This window comes from Desulfovibrio sp., assembly GCF_018379785.1.
GTDB lineage: Bacteria > Desulfobacterota > Desulfovibrionia > Desulfovibrionales > Desulfovibrionaceae > Desulfovibrio.
Window position 1 is genome coordinate 1 of sequence record NZ_JAGZUV010000067.1, and the last position, 16,798, is coordinate 16,798.

The following is a 16,798-nucleotide window of genomic DNA, read 5'->3' on the forward strand; positions in this document are numbered from 1 at the left end:
CATAGCAACTCGATATGACAAGCTGGATGTCATTTTCCTTGCTTTTATCGTTTTTGCTCTCATCGTCGAGGCTCTCAAATAGTGTTAACAGGCCCTAGTCTTGTGCCCTGGCTTCCACGCGCTCCGCCAAAGCTTCAAGCATGCTGATCAGCTTGTCCTTGCCGCTGGCGGACTCCTCCTGCTGCGGAGGCTGTTCCTGTTCCATCTCCTGTGCGCTGCCAAGACGTGCGCTCAACGTGGCAATACGCTGCTGCAGATCGGCGCTCTCCTCCGGGGCCACCGCCACCGCAGCCAGCTCATGATAAATATCCAGAGCTCCTTTGATATCTCCCTGTTCCGCCAGCACTTCGGCCATAGAACGGGTGCGCAGAGAAAAACGCTCTTCGCTGTCGTCAGCGTCATCGGCCAGATGTGTTTCAGCAGTGGGAGCCAGAACCTTCACAGCATCAGACTGCTCCCTGTCCGGCGTTTCCAAAGGCTCCGGCAGGGCCTCGTCTTCGGCCATGGCTGTGTCGGGATCAAAGCCTTCTCCCTCCGCTTCCTCAAAAGGGACGTCGTCGTCTTCAACCACTGTTCCGGCGGAAAATTTCTTGAGAGTCAGGTCAAGCTTCAGATCATCTTCCTCCGGCAACAACGGCAGAGGCGCGTTTTCAATCGGGGGCGCGTCCAGTTCCGGAGCAGACTGATCCGACATTTGCGCGGCGGCGTTCACTGTCTGGGGCCGGAAACCGGAAGAAGCTTTCCGCGCTTGCGTCTCATCCAGCAACGAGGCAATGCCCCGGTCCAACACTTCATGCAGGGAGATGGGGCCACGCATGAAATGAGCGGCCAGAAAGCGCAGTATTGAGGCGGTATCCGGCGAGCCGTCCGACGCGGACAGGCAGGCGGCCCAGGCCTGCCAAAAACCCGCATAAGCGGAAAACATGGAATTGAGTTTTTCTATTTGTCTGGCGCAGGCCTCGCGGCGCCCCGTTTTGTGCAGAAGCTCAATGAAAAAAAGACGCGCTTCCAGGAATTCGTCATGGCGCTCCAGTCCATGTTCCAGCACGGCCACGGCTTCGTCAAGGCGCCGCTCCTCCGCCAGCATGCGCGCCAGAGGGAAAAAAACCTTGGAATTGGGTTCCAGTTCCAGAACCTCTTTATACCATTCAATTTTTTCCGTCATTGTCTGCGGCTCCCTGTCCGGTTTTGGCCGACTTTCCAAAAAGGTACAACACTTCGTTATCCCGCACGTAATGCAGGCGCTGGCGAATCATTTTTTCCACATACTGGTTATCGGACTGCAACAAACGGATTTCCCGGCTCAACGCCAGATTTTCCGCGTCCAGGCCGGCGACCTGCTCCTGCAGGGCGGCATACTGCCGCTTGAGTTCGCGGTATTCCATAAGGCCGGTGGGCCCCCAAATCATGCGGCTGAACAGAACCACATTGATGAGCCCCAGAGCCACGAGAATGAACACACGCCAGAACATGATTACTGCAAAAGACGTTTCTGTTGCGGCTGTCCCCTGCGGGAAAGCCTGAGTTCAGCGAGAAAACTGGCCGTGGCGTTTTCAAGACGTTGCACGTCGTCCTCCGCCAGATTCATACGGTCCACGCGCTGTAAATAGTCCTTGAGGGTGGAAAGCTCTTCGTCGAAATGCCGCCCCCATATCCCGGCGCGCATGTCGGGCTCCAGATCCAGAATGGTCTGGATGCAGTTTTTGAGGCGGATCTGCAACGTGCTCATGCAACTTTCCCGGGCTGAACCTTATCGCAGGCATGCCGGTAAAAATAATAACAGTAGTTGACGCCGGAGATCAGGGCCAGAGCCAAGGCCACATAGAGCAGCACTTCGCCGATGGGCCAGAGCGCGACGCCGAACAATGGATAATGCAGGATCAAGGGCACGATGGCCACGATCTGCAGCACGGTTTTGGCCTTGCCGAACTTGTCGGCGGCCAGCACGATGCCCTCATCAATGGCCATGGCGCGCAAGCCGGTCACCACCAGTTCCCGGCAGACGATGACGATCACCACCCAGGCCGGAGCCCAGCCCAGCTTGACGAACATGATCAGCACCGAGCAGATCAGCACTTTGTCGGCCAGCGGATCCAGAAATTTGCCCATGCTGGTGACCATGTTTTCACGCCGGGCGATGTAGCCGTCCATCCAGTCGGTTATGGCGGCGAAAATAAAGGCCAGTGCGGCCAATATGCAAAATGCGGGGCCTTCGAAATACAGCAGAACAACGACCAGAGGCGCCATCAGAATGCGCAACAAGGTAATTTTATTGGCAAGGTTGAGCATTGTTCCTCTCTGGCGTTTCCATCGGAATTTTTTACTTTTCTAGCACAAAAGCGCGGGGGAGAAAAGAAGAAATATCCCGCCGTGCGGCGGGCTCGCGCGGTCTCGGCATGAAAAAGGGGCCCCTCCGGCTGAAGGGGCCCCTGAAGCTCAGGAATTAGGGCTGGACAGGGCTTCCAGGCTGTTGTCCGCCGCCTCCGCAATGGCATCGGCCAGAGCCAGGAAGGCCGACTTGGCCGGGCCGTCACTTTCCAGGTAGACCACGGGCACACCCCGGTCGGCGGCCACCACCGTGGCCGGGTCCAGGGGAATGGCTCCCAGGAACTTGAGCCCGTAACGCCGGGCCAGCTCCGCGCCGCCGCCCTTCTTAAAGAGATCAATCTCCTTGTGGCAATGCGGACAGACCAGACCGCTCATATTTTCCACCACGCCCAGCACGTTGGCATTGGCATACTGGAGGAAATTCACAGCCTTGCGTACGTCGGCCAGGGAAATCTCCTGCGGGGTCGTCACCACCACGCAGAGCGCGTCGGGGATGCTCTTCAGCACGGTCATGTGCTCATCACCGGTGCCGGGAGGCGAATCGATCAGCAGGAAGTCGAGATTGCCCCATTTCACGTCCGCGAGGAACTGACGGATAGCGGAGGATTTTTTAGGGCCGCGCCAGAGAATAGCCTGGTCCTTGTCCTGCAACAGCGAGTCCATGGAAATGACGGACAGATTCTCATTGTAGGCGGCGGGCAGCATCAGCTCGCCCCCGGCATCCATTTCAACGGTACTGGTGAGGCCCAGCAGATTGGGCACGCTGGGACCGTGCATATCCACATCCAGGATGCCCACTTTGAAGCCGCGCCGGGCCAGAGCGGCGGCGGTGTTCACCGTCACCGAGCTCTTGCCCACGCCGCCCTTGCCGCTCATGACGAAAATTTTATGGCGGATATGCCCCAAAGTGGCGGCAATGACCCTGTCCTGGCGGGCCATCAGATCATTGCAGTTCCCGTCGCCCCCCTTGCCCGTGGAACTGGAGCAGGATGAAGCGGAAGAACAGGAAGAACAGGAAGACATGACATCTCCTTCATAATGTTAACGGAATTCCAGAAACTCAACGGGACGACGGTTGCCAGCCGTGGTCGCCCACCAGATCCACAAAAATGACCGAACCGAGATCTTCGCTGCGGATGCGGCCCTGTTCTTTGCGCAGGCGCATCAGCCGTTGCGTGCGCGGCCGCGTGCCCACGGGGATGAGCAAAATGCCGCCCTCATCCAACTGCTCCAGCAAGGGACGGGGAATCTCCGGCCCGCCCGCGGTAACAATGATGCGCTCGAACGGAGCCGCCTCAGGCATGCCCAAGGTGCCGTCGCGTCGCTGCATGTGGATACCGCGAAGACCCAGTTGCCGCAAGAGGGTGCCGGTATTCAGATAGAGTTCGCGCAGACGCTCCACGGTAAAGACGGTACAGCCCATGGCGGCCAGCACGGCGGCCTGGTAGCCGGAGCCCGTGCCGATTTCCAACACGCGCATGCCCCGTTCCACTTCCAGCAGTTCGCTCATCAGAGCGACAATATAGGGCTGGGAAATAGTCTGACCATGGCCGATGGGCAGGGGGGTATCCTCATAGGCCTGGGCGCGCAGGGCCTCCTGCACGAAAAGATGCCGGGGCACGGCGGCCATGGCCGCCAGCACGCCGGGATGGCTGATTCCTCTGGCCTCCAGCTGCTCACGCACCATCCGGCGGCGCAGGCGTTTGGGGTCCACCTGCTGCTCCCGCGCGCCTTGCGCGTTGGGGAAAGCCTGACCATATGGATATCTGCCGCTCTGCATACTGCGGAAGAAGAAACAGATTTTAGCAGTCAAGTCAATGTGCGGACACGCGGACGGGCAGGGGCGTTTCATGCATGGTCAAGAAAATATCAAGACTTTTCCTTGAAAATCGCCGTTCTTTGTGCAAACATTTCAAACACCGTCACGAGGAGTTCCTGATGCGCAAAAAAGGCATATTTTCCACAGTATTAGTTCTGCTGGTCGTAGCCGCCCTGGTTGTCGGCGGCTATACTTTTTTTAAGGATATGGACGGCCCGGCCGTCCAGGTTTCGCCTAATACCGGCAGAGTCTCGCCGGCCACGGTGCTGCAGATCCGCATGGACGACCCCTCCGGCATCCGTGCGCTGACTGTGGGCATCCGTAAAAACAACGTGCTCAATGTAATCTTCAACAAGCATTTTGAAGAATACCTGCCTGAGCGGGTGGTCAACGTCCCCCTGAAGGACGCCAATCTGCGCGAAGGTGCTTTTGATCTGGAAATCCGTGCCACGGACGGCTCTCTGGCGGGCTTCGGCCAAGGCAACACCCGCACCGTGCAACTGCCCATGCGTCTGGACACCCAGCCGCCGCGCATTTCCGTCAAAACCCTGCCGCCCAACGTGCGCCGGGGCGGGGCGGCGGTGGTTCGCTATACCATCGATGAGGACGTAAGCAACAGCGGCGTGCTTGTGGCCGGTTATTTTGTGCCCGGCTTCCTGCAAAAGGACGGCAGCTACCTCTGTTTTTTCCCTTTCCCGTACACCATGACCGCCCGCGACTTCAAAAACGCGGTGGAGATCACGGCCACGGACCTGGCCGGCAATGTGACTAAAAGCCGCCTGACGGTCATGGCCTTTGAGCGCAACTTCAAAAGCGACAGCCTGGAACTGAAGGACGATTTTCTGCTTTCCGTGGAGAACAAGTTGCGCAATCTGGCCCCCAACGCCGCCAATCCGCTTGAATGCTACCTCTATATCAACAATCAGGTACGTGCCGCCAATGTGCAAACCCTGCGTGAAATCGGCAAGGATACCGCAGCGGCCATGCTCTGGAGCGGCACCTTCACACGACTGCCCCGCTCCGCCGCCCGGGCCGGTTTTGCCGACCATCGTTTCTTCCATTATCAGGGCAAACTGGTGGGCGAATCTTTCCACCTGGGGTTTGATCTGGCTTCGGTGCGCAATGCCGACGTGCCCGCCGCCAACAGCGGCCGCGTCGTCTATACGGGAGATCTGGGCATTTACGGCAACCTCGTGGTTATTGATCACGGCCTGGGGCTCATGTCCCTGTACTCGCATTTGAGCGAAATCCAGGTCAACAAGGGCGACGTTGTCAAGAAAGGCCAGACCATTGCCCGCACGGGCAGCACCGGCCTGGCTTTCGGAGATCATCTGCATTTCGGCATGCTGGTGGGCGGCGTTGAAGTGACGCCTTTGGAATGGATCGACCCCAAGTGGATACGCGACAACATCACCGGCAGACTGGAAGCCGCTGCCAATTAAGGCAAAGAAGGACTCCGTGCGGACGACGACGTAAGCATGCTCTTGCCGCAGATGCCGCCGGGCGGATTGCATAATTTCAGGTAATGACAACAGCCCGGCTGATGCCTGCCTGCATCAGCCGGGCTGTTGATTTTTCACCGCAATCAGTGAGTCAGGCCGGAACACAGATACGCGCCCTAGCCATATGCGGCGGAAGAGCAGAAATTATTCGCGGGGAGGCAGTTCGCGACCGCCTTCCTCCAGGCGCTGCAGGAATTTGTCCCGACAGTCGTAGCTGCAAAAGCGATATACCTTGTCGCCGTCGCGCACGGAGATATTGCCGTCCACTGAAACATAGGTCCCGCATTCAGGATCCTTGACCATTTCACCGGCGGCTACCTTGCGTTCCAGGTCTGCGGCGCTCTCTTCCTTGTTTATCTTTTTTTTCTTGAGCACGTCATTGGCGAAGAGGCGGTACAGAACATAGATCGCCACGATCAGAATAAGCCATTTCAACATTCGTTATGCTCCTTTCACCGTTCCGACCACGCTGCGCCGCAACGGAATATGGCGTGTGGTTCGCGCGGAGCTTGCGCTCCACGGCTTTCGGGCGTCATGCCGCTTCGGACCGCTGCCGATATTAGCACAGAGAGGGGGACGCGTCACTGAAAAATTCTGCACCCGTCCAGCCTGTAGTTCAGACGCGCCAGCCATTGTGCCGCGGCGGTTCCCTCAACGCGGATCTGAGGCGCGATATCCAGAAGAGGCACCAGAACAAAGGCCCGTTGCGTCAGGCGCGGATGCGGCACGCGGCAGGCGGGATCGGAACAATGCTCCTCGCCGAAAAGCAGAAGGTCCGCATCAATGGCCCGCGGGCCGTAACGCAAAGCCGGATCCGGGCTTCGGACGCGCCCGAGGGCGCTTTCCAGCCGGAGCATGGCCGCCAGCAGACTCTGTGGACGCCATACCGGCGCGAGCATGAGTTCCACCACCTGATTCAAAAACCAGGGCTGTTCCGTATATCCCTGCGGTTCCGTGCTGTACAAGGGCGACGCCGCGCTCAAGCGCAGTTCCGGCAGTCGGGAAAGCCCTTCACGAGCCCGCGCCAGCATGTCCTCCGCCTCCGGGCTGTTGGAGCCCAGCCCCACATACGCCCGGATCTCTTCATGCTGCGCCGTGTGATTTTCCGTCATGGGTATTGCCGCAAAGGTTCAGAGCAACTGTTTCATGGCCCGCTTACGGGCGTAAAGACGGCTGTCCGCCCGCTTGATGAGGTCGGAAAGCGTATGGTCCTGGCCTTTCTTGAAAAAAGCGTGCCCCGCCGCAAAGCTGAGGCGGGTGGTATTGGCCGTGTTGTAGGCTTCCTTGCGGTCTTCCAGCTCCCGCAGCGCCCGTTCCAGAACGCCATTGTCGGCATCGGGCAGAAAAACCGCAAACTCGTCGCCGCCGTAACGGTATAGCTTGGCCGTGGCGGGCATGGACTCCCTGAGCAGGAGGGCGAAACTGCGGATCAACTGATCGCCGGCAAGATGCCCCAGACTGTCATTGATCAGCTTCAGGTTATTGAGATCAAACAGAACCATAGCCAGCGAATCTATTTCCGGCAGGTGCCCGGAAAGCTGTAACAGATCGGTTTCATAAGCATTGCGATTACCCAACCCCGTGAGGCTGTCGGTAAAGGCCAATTGATGTGTACTGGCTATATATTCATAGGCTTCCTTGCCGAAACGGAAAGGAAAATACTCGTCCGGGTCCGTAACCTCATAAGGATGGGAAAGGTGCATATGCACCACTTTAAGTCTGTCGCCGAACAAGCGGTAGAAAAAACTCACCCGTTGGTGGCAGCGGATGAAAAGTTTGGTCTCCGGGTCCGACGTCACGTAATAACAGCCGGACACGATACAGGATTCCGCATCCTCATAGGGCACCAGATACTCTTCCTGCTCCATGGTGAAGGTTATGTCCTTCTCCTGATCCAGAAGCGCTTTGGCCTTATCCAGGCCGGTGACGAACTGGGAACGCAGGGGGCCGATCCACATCACATTTTCCACAAGCTGGTCCCAGACGAATGCTTCGTCCCGGACATAGTGACGGTTCATGATCTCGCTGGTCAGCGCCACGCCGCGCCGCCCCAGAGCGCCAACACTTGCTTCATCGTGAATGGTATACATGATATTTCAAGCATAGCCGATTCGTCGGCCGGAGGGAAGCCCGCCAGGCCCCGGCAACCGTTTTTTCTACCCGGGGAAACTACTGTCGCTGCGACAGCCGTTGCCCGTAGACTTGCGGGTGGCGACTGCATGTGCAACGGTGCCGCCGCGATGGTACTCAAGCCGTCTTCAAGCGTAGTTTCCCGCGCCCACAATGCTTGAAGCATCCGCAAGCAGGCAGAGCCCGTTAACGGCTACCGCGCAGAGCGCTGGCTCATTCCATCCCTGAACGGCTCAAAAAGGACACTTGCCCGGCGCGGACAAGGCGGCTAGCATGGCGGGCATGGAACAATCGCAAGCTGTCCCTCCCTTCTCCAATCAGCTCCCCCCCTGGCTGGACTATTTACTGGCGCAACGCGGTCTCTCGCCCCGGACAGTGGAAGCCTACGGCCAGGATCTGGAAAGTTTTTTCCTGTTTGAGGAAGAACTGGCCCAAAGCGGCGGTCGTGCTTCCTGTCCGGACGAGCAGGAGATTTTTCTGTATCTGGCCTGGCTGCGGGCCAAGGGCAATACCGGGCGCACGCTGGCCCGCCGTCTTTCCGCCCTGAGGGCGTTCTTCGCCTTTGTCGTGGAAGAAGGGGGACTGAAGGCCAACCCCGCGCTTTTACTGGAAAATCCCAAATTACCCCAGCATCTGCCGGAAGTACTCAGCCGCGAGGAAATGGAAAAACTGCTGGCCCTGCCGGACATGGACGAAAAAAGCGGCCGACGCGATCGCTGCATGCTGGAACTGCTCTATGCCGCCGGTCTGCGGGTGTCGGAACTCTGCAATCTGAGTGTGGCCGACCTGGACCTGCAACGGGGGCTGGTGCGCGTATTCGGCAAAGGGGCCAAAGAACGCCTGGTGCCCCTGCATGACATGATTCAGGATCTGCTGGGCGATTATCTGCGCTCCTGGCGTCCGCTGTTTTCTCCCGGCGGCAATCAGCTTTTCGTCAACCGTTCCGGCCGGGCCCTGAGCCGTCAGTACATCTGGAAAGTGGTCAAAAAATACGCCCTGCTGGCGGGTATCCGTCGAGCCGTCTCGCCCCATACTTTCCGGCATTCCTTTGCCACGCATCTGCTGGAAGGCGGCGCGGATCTGCGCGCGGTACAGCTCCTGCTCGGGCACGCGGACATCAGCGCCACGGAAATCTATACTCATGTCCAGGCGGAACGCCTGCGCGGCGTCCATCATCAATTTCATCCCCGGAGCCAGTTGTGAGCGCCGCTACGGCCACGTTGATCACCTGTCACGCCAATGCCGATTTCGACGCCTTTGCGGCCATGCTGGCCGCACGGCATCTCTATGCGCCCTGCGTGCTGCTTTTCCCCGGCAGCCAGGAGCGGGGCTTGCAAAAAGTATACGCCAATCTGAATCCCGCCGCCTATGGCTTTGCCGAAGCCGCCGACCTGCACTGGGAGGATTTCGACCGGCTGGTACTGGTGGACACCCGCCAGCGCAGCCGCGTGGGACATGTGGCTCCCCTGCTGGAGCGGCCCGGCGTGCGCATCGAAGCATGGGATCACCATCCCGACTCGCCGGACGATATCGCGGCGGATGCGGTACACTTGGCCCAGGTGGGCGCGGTGACCAGCCTGCTGGTCCAGAACCTGGAGGCGCAAAACGTCCCACTGGGCAGCGACGAGGCCACGCTGCTGGGACTGGGCATTTACGGAGACACGGGTTCGTTCACTTACTCATCCACCACTGCCGAAGATTTTCAGGCCGCTGCCTGGCTGCTCGGCCAGGGCATGGACGTCAATCAGATCAATGAGATGGCGGCCCATGAGCTGACCAGCCTGCACATCCAGGCCCTGAACAGCCTGCTGGAATCAGCGCGCACCTATACCATCAATAATACGCCGGTGGTCCTGGCCGAAGCCTCCATGGAACACTACCTGGGGGACTTCGCCTATCTGGCCCACCGGCTGATGGAAATGGAAAAATTTTCCGTCCTCTTCGCCATCGGGATTATGGGCGACCGCATCCAGGTGGTGGCGCGCAGCCGCAGCGACGCTGTGAACGTGGGCGACATCTGCGCGGAGCTGGGCGGCGGCGGCCATGCCTATGCGGCGTCGGCCTCCATCCGTTCCATGACCATTAATGAGGTGCGCGAAACCATTTTGCGCCGTCTCTACGATCAGGCCAATCCGGACAAAACGGCGCGTGAATACATGTCCACGCCCGCGGTGGGCATTGAATCCGCCTCCAGCATTCATGAGGCTGACGAACTGATGCTCCACTTCGGGCTTAAGGCCGTGCCGGTGTTCAGGCCGGGCACGCGCTCCTGCGTGGGCCTGCTGGATGCCCAGACCGCTTCCCGGGCCAGCGCCCATGGCCTGGGCGACTCGCGGGTGGAGGATTATATGCAGCGCCGGGTGCGCACCTTGCCGCCCGACGCCAGCCTGAAGGAGCTCACCGCCGTCATCGTGGACGCGCGCCAGCGCCTGGTGCCCATTGCGGAGAACGAAAAAGTGGTGGGCGTGGTCACGCGCACGGACTTGATCAATGTTTTTGCCGACGAGCCGGGCCGACTGCTGGACCGCAAAAACCAGAACAGCAAGGAACGCAATATCGGCAAGCTCATTCAGGACCGCCTGCCGGCTGAAATCCGCGAGCTTCTGCATCTGGCCGGGCAATTGGGCAGAAAACTGGGCCTGCCGGTCTACGCTGTGGGCGGTTTTGTGCGGGATCTGCTGCTGGACAGGCCCAATCAGGATATCGACCTTGTGGTGGAGGGCAACGGCATCGCTCTGGCCAAGGTCCTGGCGGCCGAATTGTGCGGCCGGGTACGCGAACATCAGAAATTCCTGACCTCGGTGGTTATTTTTCACGACAGCAAGGGCGCCGAATCGCGCATCGACGTGGCCACGGCCCGGCTGGAATATTATGAATATCCGGCGGCTCTGCCCACGGTGGAACTTTCCTCCATTAAGATGGATCTCTTCCGGCGAGATTTTACCATCAACGCCCTGGCCGTGCGCCTGGACAGCACGCCCTTCGGCCAGCTGGTGGATTTTTTCGGAGGTCAGCGCGATATCAAGGAGCGCGTCATTCGCGTGCTGCATACACTGAGCTTTGTGGAGGATCCCACCCGCTGCCTCAGGGCCGTGCGTTTCGAGCAGCGCTACAAGTTCCGCATCGGCCCGGGCGCGGAAAAACTGATCAAGAACGCCCTGTCCCTCAAGCTCATGGGTCGCCTTTCCGGGGCGCGCCTGTTCAACGAATACCAGCATATCTGCGATGAGGAGGATCCACCGGCCTGTTTTTTCCGCCTGGACGAACTGGGCATTTTGCAGGCCATAGCCCCCCAGCTCGGACTGACGCCCAACAGGCGGAATCTTTTGCACCGCCTGAAGGAAATGCTCACATGGTACCGTCTGCTCTATTTCGACGAGACGGCGCAGGCGTGGCTGGTCTATTTTCTGGGGCTCAACCTTAACATGAACTATGCGGATACTGCGGCCCATTACATGCGCCTGGGTCTGCCGCAGGTAAAAAAGGCTGAAATTCTGGGGCAGCGCGAACAAATGCGCGCCGTGCGCGGCAAACTGGAGGCATGGCAACGCCAGGACGACATGGGCACGGCCAAAGTCAGCGCTCTGTGCGCCCTGTTGCGGCCCATTGCCCTGGAGTGCCTGTTGTATATCATGGCCTCCACGGACAATCCCGGCCTGCAGAAAAACCTCTCGCGCTACATCACCCAATGGCGACGGGAAAAAGCCGACATCGGCGGCGCGGAGCTGCGCCGCCTCGGGCTCGCACCGGGGCCGCTGTATGGCCGCATTCTGAAGGCCGTGCTTGTTGCCAAGCTGGACGGCGAAGCCCCCAACGTGGAAAGTCAGCTGAACCTGGCCCGACGACTGGCGCGGAACGCGTCCGAAAACAACGGCAAGCACGTGTGACCGGAGCATGCGCGAACAATCAACGCTTGCTCCCTCCCCCCATGCGGTGTATACTTGTCTGGTCATGAAACAACTTTGGGCGCCTTGGCGCATTGAATACATTCTCGGGCCCAAGCCCGATACCTGCGTTTTTTGTCTGCCCGATGCCACGGGCGAAGACGAGGAACGGCTGGTGCTCTATCGCGGTACGCGGGCTTTTGTGATCATGAATAAATATCCCTATAATAACGGGCATATCATGGTCTGTCCGTATCGGCACATTATGGCTCTTGCCGATCTGGCCGCCGAGGAAACCCACGAAATCATGGATCTGATCCAGCGCTGCACGGTGATCCTCAAGGAACACTTCAACTGCGAGGGCATCAACGTAGGCCTTAATCAGGGCCAAGCCGCAGGCGCGGGCATCCGGGAACATCTGCATTTTCATCTGGTGCCGCGCTGGAACGGCGATTCGTCCTTCATGGCCGTATTTGATGAAGTACGCACCATGCCGGAACATCTCAGCCGCACCTATGCGGCCTTGCGGCCCTATTTCAGCCGCGACGGGAAAAAGGCCTGATCGTCCGCTCTTCTTTGGTCGAGGCCGGATGGAATTGAACGCGTCAAGGGGCACGAATGGACAGCGCTTCCGGCGCGCCTGACAGAACAGTTGAATCTTAATCCGCTTACGATGTGCTCAGCGCTTTGCCTGACGGCAAAGCGGTTTTCTCAAAATGCCTTAGAGAGCAATTCACGCTTGAAAGAAGTGAATTGCTCTGGTGCCCGTATGAGCGGACACCAGAGCCCAAGTGCAAGGAAGCGACCGGAGGCGGTACGGCCCCGAGCCGGTCAGCCCCAAAGAGCTTACGGGCATCGACAGCAGCGCTAAAAACCGCGTTTCAGCATTGTTCGGTATCCGTACGGTTCAAAGACTCGCCAATGGCTATCGTTTCCGCGACACGCGGGCGGCATGGAGTTTGAAATGCGTAACATTTCAAACGCACAATGCTCTGTAAAAGAATTTTGGGACAGCTTGTAGCCTCGAGGAGTATATCTATGCGGTATGTCAAGGTTCTGTTGCTCGCCATCCTTTTTTTCCTGGCTCTGGTCTTCTTTTTCCAGAACCAGAACGCCCTTTCCCAAAATCTGGTGTTGACGCTCAATCTTTTCTTCCTGCCGCCCATGGCCTCCATTCCCCTGCCGTTCTATTTCCTGATCGTGGCGGCCTTTTTTGTGGGCGCCGTGCTGGCGCTCGCCTTCCTGGTCTGGGACAAGGTCAATCTTTCCGCGCGCCTTATGAAGAGCAAGTGGCGCGTCAGCAGCCTTGAGCGCGACGTGGAAAAATTGCGCAAGCAACTGGGCGCGGAAACCTCGCGCAGCTCGTTTTTGCGCAAGACGCAGAGTTCTTCGCCCAATGCCGACAAGCCCGCGGGGGAAAACAAGCCCACAGCCGCACCCTGTACTCTGCCCGAAGACGTTCAGGCTCCTGATCCCGACAAAGCTTAATTGGTCCCGCCTGACCGCGTCCGGTCCACCCGGACGCGGTTCTCTGTCAGGGCAGACGCATCTAATTCGTTAACTATTTGAATTAGTAATATATAATAAGTTACATTGGTTATTCGTAGCAAATAATTTCAAATAGTTAGATGCTACGTGCGTCTGCCCTGGGTTCTCTGTTTTATATGGTTTACGCGATGGCGCAAATCGGTTATCGTTTATAACTAAACGATTGCAACACCTTTTAGCGCAGCGTAACTACCATGTCCGAAACTCCCACCAAACTGACGCCCATGTTCGAACAATACATGCGCATCAAGGCTGACTACCCTGATGCTTTGCTTTTTTATCGTATGGGCGATTTTTATGAATTGTTTTTCGATGATGCCGTGACTGCGGCGCGCGAATTGCAGATCGCACTGACCAGCCGCAGCAAGGACAGCGAAAATCCTGTGCCCATGTGCGGCGTCCCCTGGCATGCGGTGCAGAGTTATGTGGCCCAGCTTATCGATAAGGGCTTCCACGTAGCCATCTGCGACCAGACCGAAGACCCCAAGGCCGCCAAGGGCCTGGTCAAGCGGGCCGTCACCTGCGTGATCACGCCGGGAACGGTTCTGGAAGACGCCAACCTGAACACCAAAAGCCATAACTATCTGGGCGCGCTTTGCTACGATACGGGCCAGGGCCGAGGTGGTTTCGCCTGGGCGGACATTTCCACCGGGCAGTGGTCGGGCGTGGAGTTCAAGCGTCAGGCCGAACTCTGGCAATGGGCTCAGAAGTTGGCCCCGCGCGAACTTCTGGTGCCGGAAGGACTGGAGCTGCCGCCCCACTGCCTGCTGGAAGGCGTGCGCATGGTGCGGATGCCCGGTGCGCATTTTGACCACAAGCGCGCCACGGAGCGCGTTCTCCGGGCACAGGGCGTACAGGAAGCCGGGGCGCTGGGTCTGCAAGGCAAAAACGAACTGATGCGTTCCTGCGGCGCGCTGCTGGTCTACCTGGATCAGACCCAGAAGCGCGATCCTGATCATCTCATGCCTTTCAAGCCGCTGGACCTGAGCCGTCGCCTGCTGATCGACGAAGTCACCGAGCGCAACCTGGAAATTTTTACCCGCCTCAACGGCCGCAAGGGCAAGGGCACGCTGCGTCACGTGCTGGACGATACAATGACGCCCATGGGCGGCCGTTTTCTGGAAGATATGCTCCGCCATCCTTGGCGGGAGGCTGGCCCCATCGCGCGCATTCAGGAAGCCGTGGCCTTTTTCCATGACGATGACAATCGCCGCGCCGTATTGCGGGAAGCCCTGCGCGAAGTCTACGATCTGGAACGCCTTTCCACCCGAATCAGTCTCAATCGTGGCGGTCCGCGTGATTTCATTGCCCTGCGCAACAGTCTTGCCGCCCTGCCCAAGGTTCATAACGCCCTGATCACAAGCACGGACGGCAGCTACGCCACAGAGGCCCAGTCTCTGGGGCACGAATTGCCGCAAAGCCTTTACCAGATCGTTAAAACCTGGGACCATCTGGAGGACTGCGCAGCCCTGCTGAGTGCGGCTCTGGTAGACAGCCCTCCCACGGTGATTACCGACGGCGGCCTGTTCAAGAGCGGCTATAACGCCGAGCTGGACAAACTGCTGGATCTTGTGGAGCATGGCGAACAAAAACTTCAAGAATTACTTGAAGAAGAACAGAAAAAAACCGGCATCGCCAAGTTAAAAATGGGTTATAACCGTGTATTCGGTTATTATTATGAAATAACGCGAGCTTCCCATTCCGGGCCCATGCCGGAACATTTCATCCGCCGCCAGACCCTGGCCAATGCCGAACGCTTCACCACCATACAGCTCAAGGAGCTGGAAGATGAGCTGCTTTCCGCCGCGGACAAGCGCAAGAGCCTGGAATACAAAATGTTCCAGGATCTGCGGGAGCATATGGCCCGCCAGCGTGAGCGTATCGTGCATATGGCGGATCTGGTGGCCCAGCTGGATTACTGGCAAAGCCTTGCCCAGGTGGGACGGCAGAACAACTGGTGCCGTCCCCGGCTCACGGACAGCGCCCATCTGGATATCCGCGAAGGCCGTCATCCGGTGGTGGAAGGCATGCTGGGCAGCGCCAACTTCGTGCCCAATAATTTTCTCCTGGACCAGAAACGCCGCCTCTGCCTTTTGACCGGCCCCAATATGGCCGGCAAGTCCACTGTGCTGCGCCAGGTTGCCATTATTTGCCTGCTGGCCCAGATGGGTTCCATGGTCCCGGCGGCCGAGGCCACGCTGGGACTGGTGGACCGCCTCTTTTCCCGCGTGGGAGCTTCGGATAATCTGGCTCAAGGTCAGAGCACCTTCATGGTCGAGATGATGGAAACCGCGCGCATTCTGCGCCAGGCCACCCGGCGCAGCCTGGTCATCCTGGACGAAATCGGGCGGGGCACCAGCACCTATGACGGCGTGGCCCTGGCCTGGGCCGTGGTGGAGGATCTGGCCAGGCGCGCCAGCGGCGAGCTGCGCACGCTTTTCGCCACGCACTACCATGAGCTCACGGCGCTGGAGGGACGCATTCCCGGCGTTTTCACCATGAATATAGCCATTCGTGAGTACAACAACGACATTCTTTTCCTGCATAAGCTGGTGCCCGGCCCTTCGGACCGCAGCTACGGCGTGGAAGTGGCCCGTTTGGCGGGCGTGCCGGTCCCCGTGGTGCAGCGGGCAAGGGCCATTCTGGCCGGTCTGGAGCGGGGCCGCGAAGGCGCGCGCAAAGCCGTGTCTGTGGCGTCCATGTCCCTGCCCGGTTTGGATCTGCCGAAAACGAAAGCTGACGCCGAGCTGCCGGAGATCAATGCCGCGCCGCCCGCAGCGGAACATCCCCTGGTTCGCTTGTTGTACGATCTCACGCCGGAGACGCTCAGCCCGCTGGACGCGCTTAAACTTCTTATGGAATGGAAAGATCTCTGGGGCACGAAGCCGAATACGGATGCCGATCCCGGCGATCGGAACGAGGAAGCATGAGCGACGCCAATCCCTGGTCCGTCATTCAGTTCATCGCTGAAAAGCGTATTGAAGAGGCGCAGTCCAAAGGAGAATTCGACAATCTCCCCGGCCGGGGCCGGCCTCTGGAACTGGAGGACATGAGCCATGTGCCCGAGGAATTGCGCATGGCCTATAAGATCCTGCGCAATGCGGGCTGCCTGCCGCCGGAACTGGCCGAGCGGAAGGAAATCAGCCGTCTTGCGGATATGCTGGAACACTGCGAGGATGAACAGGAACGCGTGCGCCAGATGCAGAAGCTGCGCTTCATGATCCAGCGGGCCCAGATGCGCCGCCAGCGCTCCATCCAGATTGAACAGGATGATCCCTACTATGCACGACTGCTGGAGCGGATCACTGTTCTGGACAAGCGGCATTAGGAGCAACCTTTCTTTGAAATTGCTCTAATGTCTGATTGCAAAAATTTCGAGCATCTGTATGCTCTCAATTTTTGCAGAATCGTCAGCGAAAAAAATGTTGTTTTTCGCTGTGTTATGGCGGATGCGCCGCCATAAGATCCTACGGTTCTATGCGCCTGATTAGAAGTCATTTCATAAATCCCTGATGACTTTTCTGAGTAAAATCATGGAAAATGCGAGATGAACAAAAGCAGTAAAGTTTTCATGGAATCTATCCCAC

Annotated in this window: 16 protein-coding genes; 7 read left to right on the forward strand and 9 right to left on the reverse strand. The window is 58.6% G+C overall.

What is annotated here, in order from left to right; translation table 11 throughout:
* Positions 1-94 precede the first annotated feature (94 nt).
* From KH208_RS12665 to KH208_RS12690, 6 genes are all read right to left on the reverse strand, one after another.
* Positions 95-1,165: a hypothetical protein gene (locus KH208_RS12665; RefSeq protein WP_291436817.1), complete on the reverse strand. Its 1,071-nt coding sequence runs from the start codon at positions 1,163-1,165 to the stop codon at positions 95-97.
* Positions 1,149-1,472, reverse strand: coding sequence for a septum formation initiator family protein (locus tag KH208_RS12670; RefSeq protein ID WP_008683956.1), 324 nt, complete (start codon positions 1,470-1,472; stop codon positions 1,149-1,151). The genes KH208_RS12665 and KH208_RS12670 overlap by 17 nt, the downstream gene beginning before the upstream one ends.
* A gap of 2 nt (positions 1,473-1,474) precedes the next feature.
* Positions 1,475-1,729 (reverse strand): hypothetical protein, encoded by a 255-nt coding sequence (locus KH208_RS12675; protein WP_291436819.1) that lies wholly within the window; start codon positions 1,727-1,729, stop codon positions 1,475-1,477.
* On the reverse strand, positions 1,726-2,289 hold the full coding sequence (gene pgsA / locus KH208_RS12680; RefSeq protein WP_008683952.1) for a CDP-diacylglycerol--glycerol-3-phosphate 3-phosphatidyltransferase: 564 nt from the start codon (positions 2,287-2,289) through the stop codon (positions 1,726-1,728). Before pgsA ends, KH208_RS12675 begins: the two co-directional genes overlap by 4 nt.
* Before the next feature lie 147 nt (positions 2,290-2,436).
* Positions 2,437-3,351, reverse strand: coding sequence for an Mrp/NBP35 family ATP-binding protein (locus KH208_RS12685; protein ID WP_291436823.1), 915 nt, complete (start codon positions 3,349-3,351; stop codon positions 2,437-2,439).
* A 37-nt stretch (positions 3,352-3,388) separates the two neighbouring features.
* Positions 3,389-4,015 (reverse strand): protein-L-isoaspartate(D-aspartate) O-methyltransferase, encoded by a 627-nt coding sequence (locus tag KH208_RS12690; protein ID WP_291436840.1) that lies wholly within the window; start codon positions 4,013-4,015, stop codon positions 3,389-3,391.
* Between the two features lie 251 nt (positions 4,016-4,266).
* Here KH208_RS12690 and KH208_RS12695 point away from each other — a divergent pair, with 251 nt between their 5' ends.
* Positions 4,267-5,589 carry a M23 family metallopeptidase gene (locus KH208_RS12695; protein WP_291436825.1) on the forward strand — a complete coding sequence of 441 codons (1,323 nt, stop codon included), beginning with the start codon at positions 4,267-4,269 and terminating at the stop codon, positions 5,587-5,589.
* 204 nt (positions 5,590-5,793) lie between these two features.
* Here KH208_RS12695 and KH208_RS12700 read toward each other — a convergent pair whose 3' ends face one another.
* From KH208_RS12700 to KH208_RS12710, 3 genes are all read right to left on the reverse strand, one after another.
* Complete coding sequence (locus KH208_RS12700; protein WP_008683943.1) at positions 5,794-6,087, reverse strand: trash; 294 nt, start codon at positions 6,085-6,087, stop codon at positions 5,794-5,796.
* A 143-nt stretch (positions 6,088-6,230) separates the two neighbouring features.
* Positions 6,231-6,761: a 2-amino-4-hydroxy-6-hydroxymethyldihydropteridine diphosphokinase gene (gene folK / locus KH208_RS12705; protein WP_291436827.1), complete on the reverse strand. Its 531-nt coding sequence runs from the start codon at positions 6,759-6,761 to the stop codon at positions 6,231-6,233.
* An 18-nt stretch (positions 6,762-6,779) separates the two neighbouring features.
* A complete protein-coding gene (locus tag KH208_RS12710; RefSeq protein ID WP_291436828.1) occupies positions 6,780-7,739 on the reverse strand; it encodes a GGDEF domain-containing protein in 960 nt (319 codons plus the stop codon).
* Between the two features lie 313 nt (positions 7,740-8,052).
* Here KH208_RS12710 and xerD point away from each other — a divergent pair, with 313 nt between their 5' ends.
* The 6 genes from xerD (at position 8,053) to KH208_RS12740 (ending at position 16,539) form a co-directional block, all read left to right on the forward strand.
* On the forward strand, positions 8,053-8,982 hold the full coding sequence (xerD, locus tag KH208_RS12715) for a site-specific tyrosine recombinase XerD (RefSeq protein WP_291436829.1): 930 nt from the start codon (positions 8,053-8,055) through the stop codon (positions 8,980-8,982).
* On the forward strand, positions 8,979-11,666 hold the full coding sequence (locus tag KH208_RS12720; protein WP_291436831.1) for a CBS domain-containing protein: 2,688 nt from the start codon (positions 8,979-8,981) through the stop codon (positions 11,664-11,666). The genes xerD and KH208_RS12720 overlap by 4 nt, the downstream gene beginning before the upstream one ends.
* A gap of 64 nt (positions 11,667-11,730) precedes the next feature.
* Positions 11,731-12,225: an HIT domain-containing protein gene (locus tag KH208_RS12725; protein ID WP_291436833.1), complete on the forward strand. Its 495-nt coding sequence runs from the start codon at positions 11,731-11,733 to the stop codon at positions 12,223-12,225.
* A gap of 476 nt (positions 12,226-12,701) precedes the next feature.
* The gene (locus KH208_RS12730) at positions 12,702-13,151 is read left to right on the forward strand and encodes a lipopolysaccharide assembly protein LapA domain-containing protein (RefSeq protein ID WP_291436835.1); all 450 of its coding nucleotides are present in this window, start codon (positions 12,702-12,704) and stop codon (positions 13,149-13,151) included.
* A gap of 254 nt (positions 13,152-13,405) precedes the next feature.
* Positions 13,406-16,141 (forward strand): DNA mismatch repair protein MutS, encoded by a 2,736-nt coding sequence (gene mutS, locus KH208_RS12735; RefSeq protein WP_291436837.1) that lies wholly within the window; start codon positions 13,406-13,408, stop codon positions 16,139-16,141.
* Positions 16,138-16,539 carry a DnaJ family domain-containing protein gene (locus KH208_RS12740; protein WP_291436839.1) on the forward strand — a complete coding sequence of 134 codons (402 nt, stop codon included), beginning with the start codon at positions 16,138-16,140 and terminating at the stop codon, positions 16,537-16,539. The genes mutS and KH208_RS12740 overlap by 4 nt, the downstream gene beginning before the upstream one ends.
* Positions 16,540-16,798: the final 259 nt, after the last annotated feature.